Here is a 15,731-nt window from a genome sequence, read left to right on the forward strand (position 1 = left end):
ATTTATTGTTTGGGTTTCTTGTCGGCCGCCGCCCGGCGGAGGGTTTCAAACACCTTTTCGTATCCGCCACCGTTCAGAGCATTGCCGCCTGGCACAAATTCACCGTAGGGGCGGGCGGGGAATTTTTTGAGTTCTGCCGCAAGCTGTCGCTTCATTTGCATCAACGTCTCGGCATGGCGTTTATTGGCAGCGAGATTTTTCTGCGCATCCGGATCCCGTTTCAAATCGTATAACTGATCGCCGGTGTATGCGTGTGGATGCGTAGCGATGGAACGCGAGACGCCGCCGCTCAAGCCGGTCAACGCCTTCACGGTTCGCCGATGCTGCTCCTGCGCGCCGGCCACCTGTTCCTGCGTATATCGCAGAGCAATGTAACTGTGCGTTTTCGTTTTGATGGAACGCGCGGCGCCAATCTCGGCGTACACATAATCGCGCACCGGTTGGTGCGGCGCCTGAAAGAGCGGGGCCAAACTCACGCCATCCATCCGGTAGGCGGCCGGCTTATTCACGCCAGCCAGCTCAAACCATGTAGGCACAAAATCGGTATTTTGAATCAACTCCTCACTGCGCACGCCCGCCTTCATGCCGGCTGGCCAGCGCATGATGCACGGCACCTCCGTGCCCTTGGCCTTGTACAACGATCCTTTGTTGGCGGAGCCATGATCGGCCACGAACAACACGATCGTGTTACGCGCCAGTTTCAATTGATCCAGCTTATTGAGAATCACCCCGAGCGAATCATCCATCCACAGGTATCCCGCTTGATTGGAGGTCAACCCGGCTTTCTCGATTCGTTTCATGACCGACTCTCGCGGCGGCATCACGTTTAAATCCGCGTCGATGATGCCTTCGCCGGTGACCCTCGGCTTATCCAGCGATTTGTGCCAGGAACCATTCGGCCCGTGCAGCAGCGTGGTGCAGTAATGCAAATAGAATGGTCCCTCGCGGTGGCGCTCGATAAACTCAATCGCCGCCGCCGCCGTCCATTCGGGATTATGATTTTGGAAAGGCGCCTTGATATTGTCCCAATAAATATTCTTGGCCCACGTGAATCCGAAATCCTTCACGGCCTTCCGGTACCCTTTCTCATTTTCAAATTTTTTACGATTGAGTTCCGGCGTGAAGGGCACGTTTTTCTCAATCTCGTGCAAGCCGTATTTCCGCCGAAACTCCGCATCACTGAGCGACGGCCCTACATGAAACTTCCCCACCATGCCCGTCGCGTACCCCGCCTGAGTCAGCAGCGCCGCCACGTTTTGGTTGTCCGGTTCCAGCTCTACGTTGAAGCCCGGCAGGCTTTGTTGGCCCTTGGGGAACAGCTCCAAAAATTCCGCCGAGTAGGCTGACCCCGCATTGCGGCCGGTCAGGAATGTGTATCGTGACGGCGTGCACACGGTCGAGGTCACGTGCGCGTTTTCAAAAGTGATCCCCTCCCGGGCCAGCCGGTCGAGATGTGGCGTGAGCACCTTGCCACCGTACACGCTCGTTTCGTATTTGTCGTAATCATCGACCATGAACACGATAATGTTCGGCGGCGCCGCGCTCAACAATCCGGTGACGCCCAGCAACCATACGAGAAACCAACGTGTCATGAGGGAAGCATTGGGCAGTCGCGAATGGAGGTCAAACCTCAACCGGCAAGAGTCCGATGTTTCCCGCTTGAAGAATACTCCGTGCGACCGGACACTTAACCCTATGACAACTAATGTTGCCCGCGCGATGTTGGGTTTCGCCCTGTTGATCGGCATCGGGCGCGAAGGCGGCCAGCGCGGGGAGTTCATGGCCATCTTTTATCGGCACGCGCGGTTTGAACCGTTGGAGACAAACCATTTTTGGCTGTCGGACACGCCGGAGAAAGTCGGCATCAACCGCGGGGCTTGGCAACTCACGGTGTTGGGCGCTTCAAATCGTTGTCGCGAAGGGCTTTTAGTTTGGCGGCGAGGCGGGTTTTGAATTGGGAAACGGTTTTTTGATGGGCCGGTTTGTTGGCGAGGTTGGTGAATTGGTTTGGGTCGGTTTTCATATCGAACAGCTCGATGCCACGCTCTGCATTTTCGCCATATTGAATGTACGCCCAGTTTTCATCACGCAGCAGAAAACCTTGTCGCATTGGGGCCACGGAGAAGGCGGTATTGCGCACCTCGTGTTTGGGATCCTGCAGCATAGTTGAAATGTCTTTGCCCTGCAAACGCGCCTGAGCCGGCAAGCCGCATAGGCTGGATAAGGTAGGGTAGAGATCAAGTAACTCGACAAACGATTTGCACACGGCGGGTTTTTGGCCGGGCACGCTGATGATGAGCGGCACTTGCGAGGACTCATCGAGCAGACTCACCTTGGCCCAAAAATCGTGCTCGCCGAGATGGTAGCCGTGGTCGCTAGTGAAGATGACGATGGTGCGATCGGCCTCGCCGGATCGTTTCAGCGCGGCCATCACCTTGCCCACCTGGGCATCCATAAACGCCACCGAAGCGTAGTAGCCGCCCACGGCTTTTTTCTGGCGGCGAATATCCATTTTCATATTCACACTGGTTTTGTAATTGATGCCCGCCTTCGGGATGTCGTCCCAATCACTTTTCAGCTTTTCCGGCAGCTTCATTTTTGAATACGGTAAAAAGGGTTTGTAATATTTTGCCGGCGCCACAAACGGCACGTGCGGTCGCACGAAACCCACGCCGAGGAAAAACGGCTTGTCCTGGCCGGCATATTTGCCGATCAACTCCACGGCCTTGTCAGCGGTTTTGCCGTCGGAGTGCACGAGGTCATTGCCTTCCGCCTCCACCACCACAAACGTGTTGCCGCCCACCACGGGGCGTTTGCCATCGGGATTGCCCTCGAGCGTCTCGCCATTGCCGGGCGCTTTCCATTCCGGACCGGGGCTATTGAAGCGCTCGGTCCAGCTTGCCGCGTCATCCGCGCCGTGCCCGCCGCCCTCGATGCCGCCGGGCACGCCCATGTGAAAAATCTTGCTCACGCGCGCGGCGTGGTAGCCTTGGTTTTTGAAATGCTGCGACCACGTGGCCCGTTCCCCAATCTGCGGGCGCGGATTCTTGTAGCCCAACACTCCGGTGGCGTGCGGATAATATCCGGACATCAACGAAGCCCGCGACGGCCCGCAGTACGTTCCCTGACAATACGCCCGCGTAAAGCGTGTGCCGCGGGCGGCAATCGCATCAATATTCGGCGTTTGGCAAACCGTATTGCCGTAGCACGACAGCGCCGTGGACGTGAGGTCATCAGAAATGATAAACAGCACATTATATTTCGGTGCCGCCACCGCAGGCCCTGCCAAAGCCATCACAGCCAAGGCAAAAAAGAAAAGACGTTTCACGGGCTAAACGTACCGCCCCACCCCGCTCTTGTCCCGCTGAAAACGCTTCCTTGTCTTGGCGGGGCGTGGCAGTTTTGTTCGCTGAACGGGGTTGCGAGATGATGAGTCCAAATTCTGGAATGCGATTGGTGTTTTATATTGCTTGCTTTGGGGTGGTGATCTCAGCGAGCGCGGCGCGGGTGGCTTCGGGGTTGGTGGTGTTTTATGATTTTGGATCGGCGCAAGGCGCGGTGGTGCGGGATCGTTCAGGTGTGAAGCCGGCCGTTGATTTGCAAATTGCCGCTCTGCAAAATGTGCAGCGTGCGAAAGGCTCTCTGGAGATTAGCAAGGGCACGGTGATTCGCTCGGCGCAACCGCCCGCACGGCTCATCAACGCCTTGAAGCGGTCGGGCGAAATCACGATTGAAGCGTGGCTGCAACCGGCCAACACAACGCAGGATGGCCCGGCACGAATAATCACCCTTTCGCGCGACACCTCCGAACGCAACTTCACGCTCGGCCAGGAAAAAAATCTCTTCGACGTGCGGCTGCGCACAAGCCGTTCGAGTAACAACGGCATCCCCTCCACCGCCACGCCCGCGCGCAGTCTTGCCGCGCGACTCACGCACGTGGTGTTTACGCGCGACCGAGCGGGGCGCACCACCATTTTTCTCGATGGCAAACGCCGCGCCGATCAAACCATCGCCGGCAATTTCGCCAACTGGAACAACGGCTACACCCTCGCGCTGGGCAATGAACTGAGCAATGAACGGCCGTGGCGGGGGACGTTTCATCTGGTGGCGATTTATGACCGCAGTCTTTCGTCGACGGAAGTGACGCAAAATTTCCAAGCCGGCCCGCAAGGCAAAGTGGATCGCGCCGCCATTGCAAAAGCCGAAAGCATCGAGTTATTCGAAACTAAAATCGCGCCGCTGTTCGCCAAGCATTGCCTAGAATGCCACGACCCCGCCACACGCAAGGGCAAGCTGGATCTCACGCAAAGAGCAACCGCCTTTGCCGATAGCGAAACCATTGTGCCGGGCAAATCGACCGCGAGCTTGATTTGGGAAGTGGTTTCGGAAAATGAAATGCCGAAGAAACGCCCGCCGCTTTCGACCGAGGAAAAAGCCGCGCTAAAGCAATGGATCGACGGCGGCGCGCAGTGGTCGCTCGCGCGCATTGATCCCGCCGTGTACACGCACGGTGAGTCATCGCACGCGAATTGGATTCGCCGACTCACCGTGCCCGAGTACATCGCCACCGTGCGCGCCGCGACGGGGGTGGACATCAGCACGGATGCGCGCCACCTGTTGCCGCCGGACGTGCGCGCCGATGGGTTTTCAAACACCTCCTATAATCTCAACGTCGGCCTCAAGCACATCAACGCGTACGCGCAATTGGCCGCGATGATTACAAAACGCATTGATCCCAAAAAATTTGCCGCGCGCTTTTCGCGCAGTCGTGATATGACCGATAAAGTGATGCGTCCGCTGGTGGAGGCGATGGGCAAATGGCTGCTGCGCGGGCCGTTGAACGACCGTGAGATTGTCGTGTACCGCGGCATCACCACCACCGTGGTGGCCAATGGCGGCGGGTTTGATGAAGCCATCGGATTGGTGATTGAAGCGATGCTGCAATCGCCGCGCTTTATTTATCGCATCGAGAATCAAAAAACTGACGGGCCGTTGGATGGCTATGAAATGGCCTCGCGTTTGAGCTATCTCATTTGGGGCGCGCCGCCCGATGCCGCGCTATACGCCTCTGCCGAAAAGGGCGAGCTGGCCAATGCCGCAAAACTGCAGGCGCACGTGCGGCGGATGTTAAAGGATCCGCGCGCGGTGGATCGTTCGGTGCAGTTCGTGAGCGAATGGCTCAACCTCGATCACCTCGCCAACCTTCGCCCCGACAAAAAACGTTTCCCCAACTGGACCCCCGCGTTGGCCGCCGATATGCGAACGGAGACGATTGCGTTTTTTACGGAAGTGGCTTGGAAACAAAATCGTCCGCTCGCCGATTTGCTCAATGCGCAGGTCAGCTTTCTCACGCCCGCATTGGCGCGGCATTATCGGATGCCGAACATTGCCGCCGGAAACAATCTCACCCGCTACGACCTCGCCGACATCCCCGCGCGCGGGGGGTTGCTCACGCAAGGCAGCGTGCTCACGGTGGGCGGCGATGGGGCCTCGATGGTCACGCGCGGCCTCTTCGTGATGCACGATCTGCTGCGCGGCGTGGTGAAAGATCCGCCACCCTGCGTGGACACCACCCCGGTGCCCACCAAACCCGGCCTCACCCAACGCGCCATCGCCGCGCAACGCATCGCCAACAAAAAATGCGGCGGCTGCCACAGTAAATTTGAACCACTCGCCTTTGGCCTGGAAAAATACGATGGCCTCGGCGCGTTTTTTGAAAAAGATCCGCACGGCAACCGCCTGCGCGAAGACGGCCAAATCCTTTTCCCCAGCGCTGCGAAATCCATCGCCTACAAAACCTCCGCCGAACTCATGAATCAACTTGCCGCCAGCGATCGCGTCCGCCATAGCCTCACGTGGAAACTTACCCAGTTCGCCCTCGGCCGCCCCCTCGGCGCGCGCGATGCACACACCGTTGACAAAATTCACCTCGCCGCCCAAAAACAAGGCGGCACTTACCCCGCCCTCATCACCGCCATCGCAATGAGCGACTTGATGCGAACCACACAAACTGAGCACAGCAAATGACAACCAAAATCAATCGCCGACACATGTTAAAGGGCCTTGGCACGGTGGGCATTGGCTTGCCGTTGATCGAAGAAATGATCGCAAGCAATGCATTGGGCGCGGCGAAGGCGGCGGTGCCGGTGCGGGCGTTTAATGTTTTTTTTGGACTGGGGATTCCGGCGCCCTTGCAGGCCGAGGGGTTTGCGGATGTGTTCGAGCCGTTGCAATCGCTCAGCAAAAAGTTGCTCATCCTGCGCAACGTGGATCACGTGCGCTGCGATGTGCGCGGGATCAATGCGCATTTTGATGGGGCAACCGGATCGTTTACCGCCCAACCCGCGGGCGGCGAGGCCAAGGCGGGCGGGCCTTCAATTGATCAAGTGGTGCGGCACGCGCATCATCCCAAAGGGTTGCCGACCGGGATGGTTCCCACGCTGGTGGGCGGCACGTTTTTCCGGCGCAGTCGCGTGGGGCGCTATCATCACAGTTATAATCTCGATGGCACGGTGGCGGCGCGGATGCAGGAAAAACCACGCGATTTATTTGACCGCGTGTTTGGCACATTCGGCGGCACCAACAATGCCGATGCCCGCGCGCAACGGCTCAAGCGCAGTGTGCTCGATTCGGTGGTGGATCAATATCGTTTTTACAGCGGCCCCAACTCACCGTTGGGCGCGGCTTCCAAATCGCGCGTGAAGGATCATCTCGATCGCATTCGGGAATTCGAGCAACGCGCCTTTGCGATGCAGCATCAAAAAGGTAACCCCGGATTGCCGCCGCGCTCGCGCGTGCCCCACGGTGGGCCGGCCGATCCGGGCGGCGAAGGCATCGATATTACGCTGGAGGAACTCACCACCGAATGGCGGTTGCTCGCCGATCTTTATGCGTTGGCGATTGAAATGGATCGCGCGCGGTTTGGCTCAATCACCTTCCTCGCCGCGGGCGAACGCATTCGCCTCACGGGCAATTATAAATTCAATGGCCGTTCGCGCTTCACATTTGATGATTCAAAAATGCATCGGCGCGGTGGCTCGGCCGGTTGCAGCCACGAGTGGTGGCACAAGTTCAACGAAACGAAAAAGAACGAGCAGCTCCGCGCCCACGCACATTTGAAGATGAATGAGGTGGCGTATTTTTTGAAACGGCTCGACAGCACGAAGGAATCAAACGGCCGCAGCATTTTGGAAAACTCTATGATCACGATTTCAACCGAATCGGGCGATGGCCGCCACAACGATGTGAAGCGCGAGCTATCGGGAATTTTCCACGCCATCACCGGCGCCAACGACCGCTTCAAGACCGGCCAAATCATGGACGTGAAAGCCGAAGGCATTGACGTTTACAACACGATGCTCGGCGCGATGGGCGCGAAGACGCGGCTTGGCCCGGCCAACCGTCAGGGTAAATCCGTCGATGGAATTCGGGTTTAGATCGCTTAGATCCGATTAGGCTGCCGCAGCCTTGAGGGCTTTTTGGATCAGCGCTTTGGTTTTGAGCGCGCCCTGGATGGGATCCACGCCGCCGCCTTCGAACTCGATCGAGATGACACCGGAGTAGTCGGACTCATAAATGATCTTCAGCATCCGATAGTAGTCAGTATTGGTTTCATTGCCTTTGGCATCGAACTTCAATGCCTTGGCGCACACGGCCGGAGCAAAGGGGAGGCTTTTGGTAACGCCTTCGTAACGGTTGTACCGGCCAAAGTTGTTGAAGTCAGGCAACAGACCCGCATTGGGACGGTTGATCTTTTTCATCGCAGCCAGAAGCCAATCCGGATCCTGTGAATTGCCGCCATGGGGCTCGATCACAATCTTCACTTGGGTGCCTTTGGCATAATCACACAAAGCACCCAACCCCTTGGCGGCTTGATCAAGATTCTCATCGCGATCACCTCCCGATCGGCAATTAACACGAATCGCATCACAGCCAAGTTGCGCAGCGCAATCCACCCAGCCCTTGTGTTCATCAATCGCGCGGGTCCGTGCCTTGGCATCCCGCGAATCAAGCTGGTTCTTGGCATCGACCAAAATGAGGACATTTTTCATACCCTCACCCGTGGTCCGCTTAACCAACTCCTTCATGTATGATTGATTAGTATGCTTCCCGTTAAAAGGTCGGTTCCAGTACTCAATATAAGTGATGCCCAACTTCTCCTTGGCCAACGCGGGATAGTCCAAGTGGTCGAGTTTCCCGGCCCCAATCCAGCGGTGGAACGTATATTCCTGAATACCAATTTGAAAACGGTTCGGATCATTCTTGTCCTTGGCCAAAAGTGTGGGTGCGAATGAAATTACCGGCGCAGCCAGTGCGGTATTACGAATAAAGGTCCGTCGAGAGAGTGATTGCATGCGCGAAACCATGACGCACCGACCGGAAAAAAGGAAGCTCTGTTGGGTTTTTTAACGCTTATGGAGACCCTTGCAAACCTGTCGAGGAATGTGCCGAGGAGGATTTTTACTTATTCTTTTTTGGTTTGCGCCCGTCGCGTGACACCGGCTCTGGATATTTAGCCAGTGTGGCCGCTAATTGCCTCACCAACGCCGGTTTCTGCTTGGCCAGGTTCACTGTTTCTACGCTTCCCGTGGAGTAATCGTATAACTCATATTCTGCTTTATTGACCGGCTCGCCGGGGTTGCGCCATTCCACCAACCGGTAGCGTTCAGTACGAATCGCGCGCCCTAACCGCCGGCGCGGGTAAGCATGAAAGGCATGGTCCCGCACCCGTGCTTTAGAGTTTTTCAATACCGGCACGAGACTTTTTCCATCAATGGACTGTGGACCCTTGGGCGAAGGCAAACCGGCTAGTTCAGCAACCGTCGGGTAAATATCCACCGTCTCAGCCAGTTGCCGGGTAACGCTGCCCGCCTTGGCCACGCCCGGTGCCACAATCAGAATGGGAATGCGGTTGGCCTGCTCATAGTTCGTATGCTTAGTCCAAATACTTAAGTCACCCAGGTGCCAGCCGTGGTCCCCCCAAAGAACGACAATGGTGTTATCCTCCAATCCCAATTGTTTAAGTGCTGCTGTTACTCTACCAATCTGCACATCCACATAGGCTGTACTCGCATAATATCCATGAATGAGTTCACGTGTAAGTGCCTCATCTACCTGTCCATTGACCGGCACCGGTTTGTAGGCAGAGATTTCACCCGCTTTTTTCAATGCCACCGGTGGAGCGTCCTTAGGAAAAGTTTTAATCTTGGGCATGGGCAACTTGGCCGGATCAAACATGTCCCAGTATTTTTTTGGCGCGGAAAACGGCAGATGCGGGCGCACGAAACCGGCAGTAATAAAGAAGGGGATGCCACTCTTCTCACACCGCGCCTTGGCAGCCTGCAACCGAGCAATCGTTTCAGTTGCCACGCGGCCATCGGCATAATCATCATCTTTTGCCACCGGAGCTTCAAATGCCGCGCCCCGCGGCAATGAACGAATGCTTCCAAGCTTCTGATTGGTGAAGAGAGCCTCCTCACGGGTGAGCTTGCCGCCATCGGTACTCTCAGGATCAAGATACTCAATTACCTTGTCATGAAAATGAGGGATGCTGAAGGACTTGGGATCACCGAGATTACCATGACCAATATGAAACACCTTGCCCAACGATTCAGTGCGGTAACCGTGCATTGCAAAATACTGCGGCATGGTCACCGCATTGGGTAAAACCCGACGCAACTGGCTCCCCAGTCCATAAAGGCCCGTGGAGGTGGAGTGCGAACCCAACATCAACGTAAAGCGTGAGGGAGCACACACCGCCTGATTGCAGTAGGCCAAATCAAACCGCATCCCGCGCTTCGCCAAAGCATCCATGGCCGGGGTAATCGCATGCTTGTCCTCATAGCAACCCATAGCCGGCTTCAAATCATCGACTAGTATCAAGAGCACATTCGGTTTTTCAGCGTGGAGGAACCCCGAAAGAAAAAGGAGAGGAAAAAAAGTTTTGATTTGGATCAATCTTATCATTTTAAAATCCGTACTGAGATGGCACCCAAACGCCACTGACCCGCCGTCTCCACTCCGTAATGCGGACTGCTATCCAATTTCAAGGTTTGACCGGCACGCAGCACCCCCAGATCACTAATGACCCCCTCTTGAGTCTTCGCGTCATTATCGGCGTCCACACAATAGATAGCCAACGGTGCCGCCTTACCCATTTGGTAGAATCCACCACACACACCCTTGCCCGCCACAATCGCCACTGATTCGACAATGACATCCTTATCAAATTGAATGTGGAGAGATTCCCCGCCATCCACCTGTTCAAACTTTCCGCCACTTAATCCAAGTCCGCGAAAGTTGGGACTGATGGTGACACCCTGCTCGCCTTTGCCGATCACGGTGATGCTTAACCACTTCGATTTCATAACGAGACGGTTCGATTTAGCGGGTTTGAACAAGTCATCGAGCCGGTTTCCCTTGTCTTCTTTGCGCCAATCGAACGTGACGCGTTTTTCTGTGCCGGCATCGATCAGACGATTGCCACCGACGCTGCGATAGAGAAGCGCCTGTTGCCCGAGATGTGCGACTAAAGGTTTCAGGTCGGTGTCATCGATCCGGTTTATCTTCTCCCATTGATCGTCGGCAAGATTGAAGAGTTCGTAGGGTTCAGCCTTGCCCTCGCGAAGCAGTTTAGCATTGAAGAAGATCTTCCATTGTCCGGTGAATGTTTTGCCATCCACCTCCGGTGAATCCAATCGCATGGCGACGACAGCCGGGTCTTCCTTGGCTTCCTTGTGATCATTAAAGAATAACGGCGGGCGGCTCTTAAACTCAGCACCACTCCGCATCGACTCCAAAACGCTCACACTATCTTCAGCACCCTTCGCACCCTTGGCTAGGTCAGGGAGCTGACTATCTATTATCTCAGCGAACGTGGCATACATATCGGTCAACCCAATCACCGAACGATTTATTTTTCCGGGAGTTGAAGCTTTACCATCCCCAACCCGACCTGCTGGCCAAGCAGCGATGAAAGGCACCCGGTGCCCTCCCTCATAACAACTCCCCTTGTTACTGCGAAAGGGGCCGGTGGCAATGTTGCTGTTTTTTTCCGCCCCGTTATCACTGGTAAAAATGACCAAGGTATTTTCAATCAACCGGCTCTCTGGCTGTCTTGGATCGGGTGTTGCCTTCAACCAGTCGATTAGTCGCCCCAAAGCCACGTCATTTTCATAAAGGTAATCATGCCGTGCATCCATGGGTGCCCCGCTTTTGGTACGGGCTGCACCCGCCACCGGTTTGCCCCCGATTTTATCATCGGGTGTATAAGGGGTATGGTTGGAATTAGCGGGGTAATATAAAAAGAAAGGCCGCATTCTCGTTCCCTTCTCTTGAATATGGCCATTCAAAAACTCCAGTGCATGATCTGAATGGCGACTACCCAGCTTCTTTAAAATGTAAGCCTTGGGCCCGCCGGCCACCAATTGCTTTCCATTCTTGGTCGCCCCAATCGCAACGCGCCCATGAATATGGCCGGGGCCCACCGCTTGATTTGGGTTATTACGCTTGGCTCGGTTCCTGTGTGCCGCATCAGGGCCTGAAGTCCCGTGAGAACGGGAGGTAAACCGCGCAAAATCAAACCCATGATCCAGAGGCGTCGTATGTAAAGGCTGGCTAAGATCCGCATCCTGCCAACCCGCTGCTGGCTTCCCGTTACGTTGGCGGTAACGCAGACCCACATGCCATTTCCCTACCATGCCGGTGCCGTATCCTGAATCACGTAACATTGTTGCGAGGGTTGGCCTGCCCGCTTCAATCATAGGATCTCCTTGAGCCCCGAAAAGGACCCACCATTTCATCCGGCTGCGCCATGGATAACGACCCGTAAGCAGCCCATAACGAGTGGGCGTACAGCGTGAGGAGGGCGTATGAGCATCAGTAAACCGCACACCCATCCGCGCCAACCGTTCCATCTGCGGCGTGTGCAACTGCACGTTATCGGCGTTGCCCGTAAAATCCTGAAAGGCGCTGGTATCGCCCATCCCCATATCATCAGCCATGAAGAAAATGATATTGGGCTTATCAGCTGCACGAACGGACAACGCAACCAGACAGAGAATCAAAAAAAAACGGATCACGGGCAACAGCCTGCCCGAAAGTTAAACCGGTGGCAACTCCACGCCGATCTGTTCAAAAATACCGCGGGGGGCTCCCCCGGGAATGGGATCGGGACGAATTTCAGTCAGGCCAGCTTCACTCACGCGGTAAAAAAAATGATGCGGCGGAATCCTCACGGATTTACCAGTAGCCTCCACGGCATCAAAGTCAGGAAAAGACAGCGTGCCTGTGTGGGTACCGCCTTGCCGCCAGAGTACAGCAAAAGAACGATCCTCAAGCGGTTCAGGTTCGTCATGATCATAATTCCAATCAGGAAATCCACGATAGAGTGCGGCTAGGAATTCCAGAATCATGGGTTTATCCATCGTCTTCGCCGGAGTGACAAACCGAACTTCCTCGGCCAGTGATGCTCCGATTATCTCCACATCGTGCGCCTTGAGACCGGCCATGTACTGCGTCAGAAATTGACACATCACTTTCGGTATTTCTTGCGCTTGTCCTCTTTGAAGCGGAAGGCTCCCTGGCCGGTAATGTCCGTACTGGTGAATGACGGGCACCAGAATTTCTCAACATGCTCAATTACCAGATCGGTCCCCGTGAAATGGTCGACACCCGGTGGTCTTTCCGGGTTGTACATCGTATCGGTCATGTCTCGCATCAGGGCCACGTTTTTGCCGAGCTTGACCATCTGGCGGATCGCAAACGGGCGACCGAGCACGCACATATTGAGGTGCACGCCACATAAAATGACATTGTCAATCTTCCGTTCTGCGAGCAAGTTGTAGGTCTCTTGGCCGCTGTCTGTTACAGCATCACCCTTGACCATAACGATCAGTTTGTTCTGGCGTTTCCATGCTTCGCGAATCTCGCACTTCTGCCCCTGGCAACTGCAACCCATGTCGGAGTCATCAATTGGCAGGACACCTTCATATTTTGGATCCGTCCAACACCAGGTTGTCCCCCAACGCAAGGCAGTTGAAAGCTTGACCGGGGCTTTTGTAAACGGAGCATTCCGTGCGAGCTCGCGTTGGGGTGTGTTCTTATAGAAATCGACCACGCTGCTCGGCGCATGGATGACGAAGATGCCCTGAGCGCGAGCGGCTTTGAGCACGGTGTTCAATGCCGGCGCCATCTCACCGACACGGCGCGAAGCTGACTTGCACCAATGATCGTCCCACATGTCGCAGACGATAATGGCGGTTTTTTCCGGCTTCCAAGTCACCCGTTCTATTTTCACCTTGGCATCGGCTCCACTTTTACTCAGGGAGCGCAAGTTGAGCTTGAGGTTCTCTGCCCAAATTGAAGTTGTCAGGGCGATCAGAACGCTCGCCGGAATAGTTATTTTAAAAGTTCTCATAAAGTTAAGTGAATGGCCGATCTTTCAATTTCCAAAAATCATAAGGGGTTCCCGCCAATCTTTCCAGAACTTCGTTGCTCCTTGGAGCACTCCACCACTTCCGATTTCATTCCGCTTCAACGTTTCTAGTGAACGATTTTAATCCGGCTCCAGTATGCCGCTTCATGAGCCCATCCCGTCGCCCGGTTCTCCAATTCGATGATCACCTTTTTTCCGGCGTAATTGCTAAGGTCGATTTGAAATCGTTGCCATTTCGTTTCTTCGATGTCTTTGGTGAGGACTTCCTGTCCGCTGATTAAAACCACCAGCTTCCAGTCGCCTTTCGGATGATTGGTGACCTCCAACTCAAGGGTGGTTTTCTTTCCCGCAGGCACCTCGACCTTCCGAGACAGCACGCAAGGAACTGTTTGTCTTAGCGGATGCGTAAGCAGGACGTTCTTACGTCCATCCCATTCGGTTCGCAAACCGGGTTTCATCATCGGCCCGCCCCAATCACGAACCTTCCAGCCGGGTGCGAAGGTTTCGACATCGACCGGTAATGTGGAGGAGATGGCTGCCGTTGAACTCAACTTACTCCGGGAAGCAGCGGTTTTCTCCTGCGGCATTTTTGCGTCCACTTCGCGACGCCAGTCGTGCAGCATTTTTAAAAGTTTTTTTGTAATCTCCGGTTTCGCTTTGGAAAGATCGTTCTGCTCGCCAAGGTCATTTTCCAGATCGAACAGCTGAACAGATCCGTGTTCGTAATACTCCAGCAGCTTGTGATTACCCAAACGGATCGCACCTCCCGGGCTCTGGTATCCGTGGTTACTGTAATGAGGAAAGTGCCAATAGATAGCGCCGCGATCATACTTCCTGCCTTTAAGTGCAGGAAGGAAGCTCATTCCATCCACATGCTGCCGGGGCAGGATGGGCAGTCCCATCATTTCCAGCAGGGTTGGGTAAAAATCGGTTCCAGTAACCACCGCATGCGAGGTGGTGTTGGCCTTGGTTTCTCCAGGCCAGTGAACAACCAAGGGGACGCGGATACCGCCTTCATAATTCCAGCCTTTGGCCCCGCGCAAGGGAAGATTCGATGAAGCGAAGCGACGATCAAGCTGCTTTCTAGGGTGGTGAATTCCCCGATACTGATTCGATGCAGACATGCCCCCATTGTCCCCCGTGAAGATGACGATGGTGTTTTCGGCCAACCCGAGTTCGTTAAGCTTGGCCCGGATTCTGCCCAGGCTTTCATCGGTGGCTTCCAGCATCCCGGCAAACTCGACGTTGTCCTGCTGTTGCTTCACCCACCAGACACGCTTGTCCTGATGAAGATTGAGGTTGTCATTTTTCTTGAGAGCCTTGAGCTCGTCAACGGAAAGAGCCGGGCCGTCGGGATTGGGTTCTAAAATATATTCGGGCCCTTTTCGCTTTGGCATGCTGGCGAGTTTCTTTTGGTATTTTTCAACGAGATCCTTGCGCCCCTGGATCGGGTCGTGAACCGCAAAGTGCTCGAGATGGACAAAGAACGGCCGATCCTTGTTGCGCTCTATGAAGTCGAGAGCGGCGTCGGTAAGTTTATCTGTATAATAGTCCCCTTTTTTCGCCGGAAGCGATTTATCATATTGCGGAGAGAAAGGATGGTAATAGGAGCGCACCCAACCGGTGATGGCTTCGTCAAACCCGTAAGTCTTGGGATCTTTGCTCAAATGAGCCTTCCCGTAATTCGCCGTGGCGTATCCGTGTTGCTTCAATGTCTCCGCCAAAGTGATTTCTTCGTCAGGCAGTGATATCCGTTTTTGGGCGCTGTGAAGCATTTCAAAGTCACGCTCGGGGCGTCCCCCAAGCCATTCCGTTAAATCAGTGCGGGCCGGATATTTCCCCGTCAAAATACTCGCTCGACTCGGCGAACAAACATGACAGGTCGCGTAGGCATTATCGAACCGCATCCCTTCCTTGGCCAACCGATCAATGTTCGGTGTTTCGTGAAATGTACTCCCGTAGCAACCCACATCCGCCCAGCCCAGATCATCGACGAGAAAAAATACAATGTTGGGCTTCCGTTTTTTCTCCGCGCCGAAAGTGAAGTTTCCCAACGGCAAAGTGATTAGAATAAACACGACAAATAGCACTGATTTTTTCATACTTGTCTTCACTATTTTCGGGGGATGCAGGCGGGGTTAGTCCATTCGTTGAGATCACAGTTGTGGTCATAGAGTTCCTGATCCCCATCCGGTTTCACCGCAAAATTCCTCCCACCGGAAGAATCGTAGATTTCACGGGCCAATTGCTTTCCATAGGCCGGCGCCTTGGCAAACAAGCCTGACACCAAAAATAA

11 protein-coding genes are annotated in these 15,731 nt (G+C 54.9%); 3 read left to right on the forward strand and 8 right to left on the reverse strand.

Annotation, left to right across the window (positions count from 1 at the left end):
• Nucleotides 1-2: 2 nt before the first annotated feature.
• Nucleotides 3-1,592 carry a sulfatase-like hydrolase/transferase gene (locus tag H8E27_11615; protein MBC8326260.1) on the reverse strand — a complete coding sequence of 530 codons (1,590 nt, stop codon included), beginning with the start codon at nt 1,590-1,592 and terminating at the stop codon, nt 3-5.
• A gap of 103 nt (nt 1,593-1,695) precedes the next feature.
• Between H8E27_11615 and H8E27_11620 the strand changes: the two genes are divergently transcribed.
• On the forward strand, nt 1,696-1,953 hold the full coding sequence (locus H8E27_11620) for a hypothetical protein (protein ID MBC8326261.1): 258 nt from the start codon (nt 1,696-1,698) through the stop codon (nt 1,951-1,953).
• Here the strand turns inward: H8E27_11620 and H8E27_11625 are convergent.
• Nucleotides 1,886-3,295, reverse strand: coding sequence for a sulfatase (locus H8E27_11625; GenBank protein ID MBC8326262.1), 1,410 nt, complete (start codon nt 3,293-3,295; stop codon nt 1,886-1,888). The genes H8E27_11620 and H8E27_11625 overlap by 68 nt on opposite strands.
• Nucleotides 3,296-3,447: 152 nt before the next feature.
• Here H8E27_11625 and H8E27_11630 point away from each other — a divergent pair, with 152 nt between their 5' ends.
• Entirely contained in the window at nt 3,448-6,027 is a 2,580-nt protein-coding gene (locus tag H8E27_11630; protein ID MBC8326263.1) for a DUF1592 domain-containing protein, read from the forward strand.
• Nucleotides 6,024-7,436 (forward strand): DUF1552 domain-containing protein, encoded by a 1,413-nt coding sequence (locus H8E27_11635; protein ID MBC8326264.1) that lies wholly within the window; start codon nt 6,024-6,026, stop codon nt 7,434-7,436. Before H8E27_11630 ends, H8E27_11635 begins: the two co-directional genes overlap by 4 nt.
• Nucleotides 7,437-7,451: 15 nt before the next feature.
• Here H8E27_11635 and H8E27_11640 read toward each other — a convergent pair whose 3' ends face one another.
• The 6 genes from H8E27_11640 to H8E27_11665 form a co-directional block, all read right to left on the reverse strand.
• A complete protein-coding gene (locus H8E27_11640; protein MBC8326265.1) occupies nt 7,452-8,354 on the reverse strand; it encodes a TIM barrel protein in 903 nt (300 codons plus the stop codon).
• A gap of 106 nt (nt 8,355-8,460) precedes the next feature.
• Complete coding sequence (locus H8E27_11645) at nt 8,461-9,966, reverse strand: sulfatase (GenBank protein MBC8326266.1); 1,506 nt, start codon at nt 9,964-9,966, stop codon at nt 8,461-8,463.
• Entirely contained in the window at nt 9,963-12,080 is a 2,118-nt protein-coding gene (locus H8E27_11650) for an arylsulfatase (GenBank protein ID MBC8326267.1), read from the reverse strand. The genes H8E27_11645 and H8E27_11650 overlap by 4 nt, the downstream gene beginning before the upstream one ends.
• Before the next feature lie 21 nt (nt 12,081-12,101).
• A complete protein-coding gene (locus H8E27_11655) occupies nt 12,102-12,509 on the reverse strand; it encodes a nuclear transport factor 2 family protein (GenBank protein MBC8326268.1) in 408 nt (135 codons plus the stop codon).
• Nucleotides 12,510-12,532: 23 nt separating this feature from the next.
• Nucleotides 12,533-13,417, reverse strand: coding sequence for an isochorismatase family protein (locus tag H8E27_11660; GenBank protein MBC8326269.1), 885 nt, complete (start codon nt 13,415-13,417; stop codon nt 12,533-12,535).
• 125 nt (nt 13,418-13,542) lie between these two features.
• The gene (locus tag H8E27_11665; protein ID MBC8326270.1) at nt 13,543-15,537 is read right to left on the reverse strand and encodes a sulfatase; all 1,995 of its coding nucleotides are present in this window, start codon (nt 15,535-15,537) and stop codon (nt 13,543-13,545) included.
• Between the last annotated feature and the right edge of the window lie 194 nt (nt 15,538-15,731).

This window comes from Limisphaerales bacterium, from assembly GCA_014382585.1.
Lineage (GTDB): Bacteria > Verrucomicrobiota > Verrucomicrobiia > Limisphaerales > UBA1100 > JACNJL01.

What these genes read in the sequence shown, in the direction of transcription:
- H8E27_11645 (MBC8326266.1), bottom strand. Translation starts at nt 9,966, where the DNA reads ATGATAAGATTGATCCAAATCAAAACTTTTTTTCCTCTCCTTTTTCTT.
- H8E27_11640 (MBC8326265.1), bottom strand. Translation starts at nt 8,354, where the DNA reads ATGCAATCACTCTCTCGACGGACCTTTATTCGTAATACCGCACTGGCT.
- H8E27_11665 (MBC8326270.1), bottom strand. Translation starts at nt 15,537, where the DNA reads ATGAAAAAATCAGTGCTATTTGTCGTGTTTATTCTAATCACTTTGCCG.
- H8E27_11620 (MBC8326261.1), top strand. Translation starts at nt 1,696, where the DNA reads ATGACAACTAATGTTGCCCGCGCGATGTTGGGTTTCGCCCTGTTGATC.
- H8E27_11635 (MBC8326264.1), top strand. Translation starts at nt 6,024, where the DNA reads ATGACAACCAAAATCAATCGCCGACACATGTTAAAGGGCCTTGGCACG.
- H8E27_11615 (MBC8326260.1), bottom strand. Translation starts at nt 1,592, where the DNA reads ATGACACGTTGGTTTCTCGTATGGTTGCTGGGCGTCACCGGATTGTTG.
- H8E27_11660 (MBC8326269.1), bottom strand. Translation starts at nt 13,417, where the DNA reads ATGAGAACTTTTAAAATAACTATTCCGGCGAGCGTTCTGATCGCCCTG.
- H8E27_11625 (MBC8326262.1), bottom strand. Translation starts at nt 3,295, where the DNA reads ATGGCTTTGGCAGGGCCTGCGGTGGCGGCACCGAAATATAATGTGCTG.
- H8E27_11655 (MBC8326268.1), bottom strand. Translation starts at nt 12,509, where the DNA reads ATGGCCGGTCTCAAGGCGCACGATGTGGAGATAATCGGAGCATCACTG.
- H8E27_11630 (MBC8326263.1), top strand. Translation starts at nt 3,448, where the DNA reads ATGCGATTGGTGTTTTATATTGCTTGCTTTGGGGTGGTGATCTCAGCG.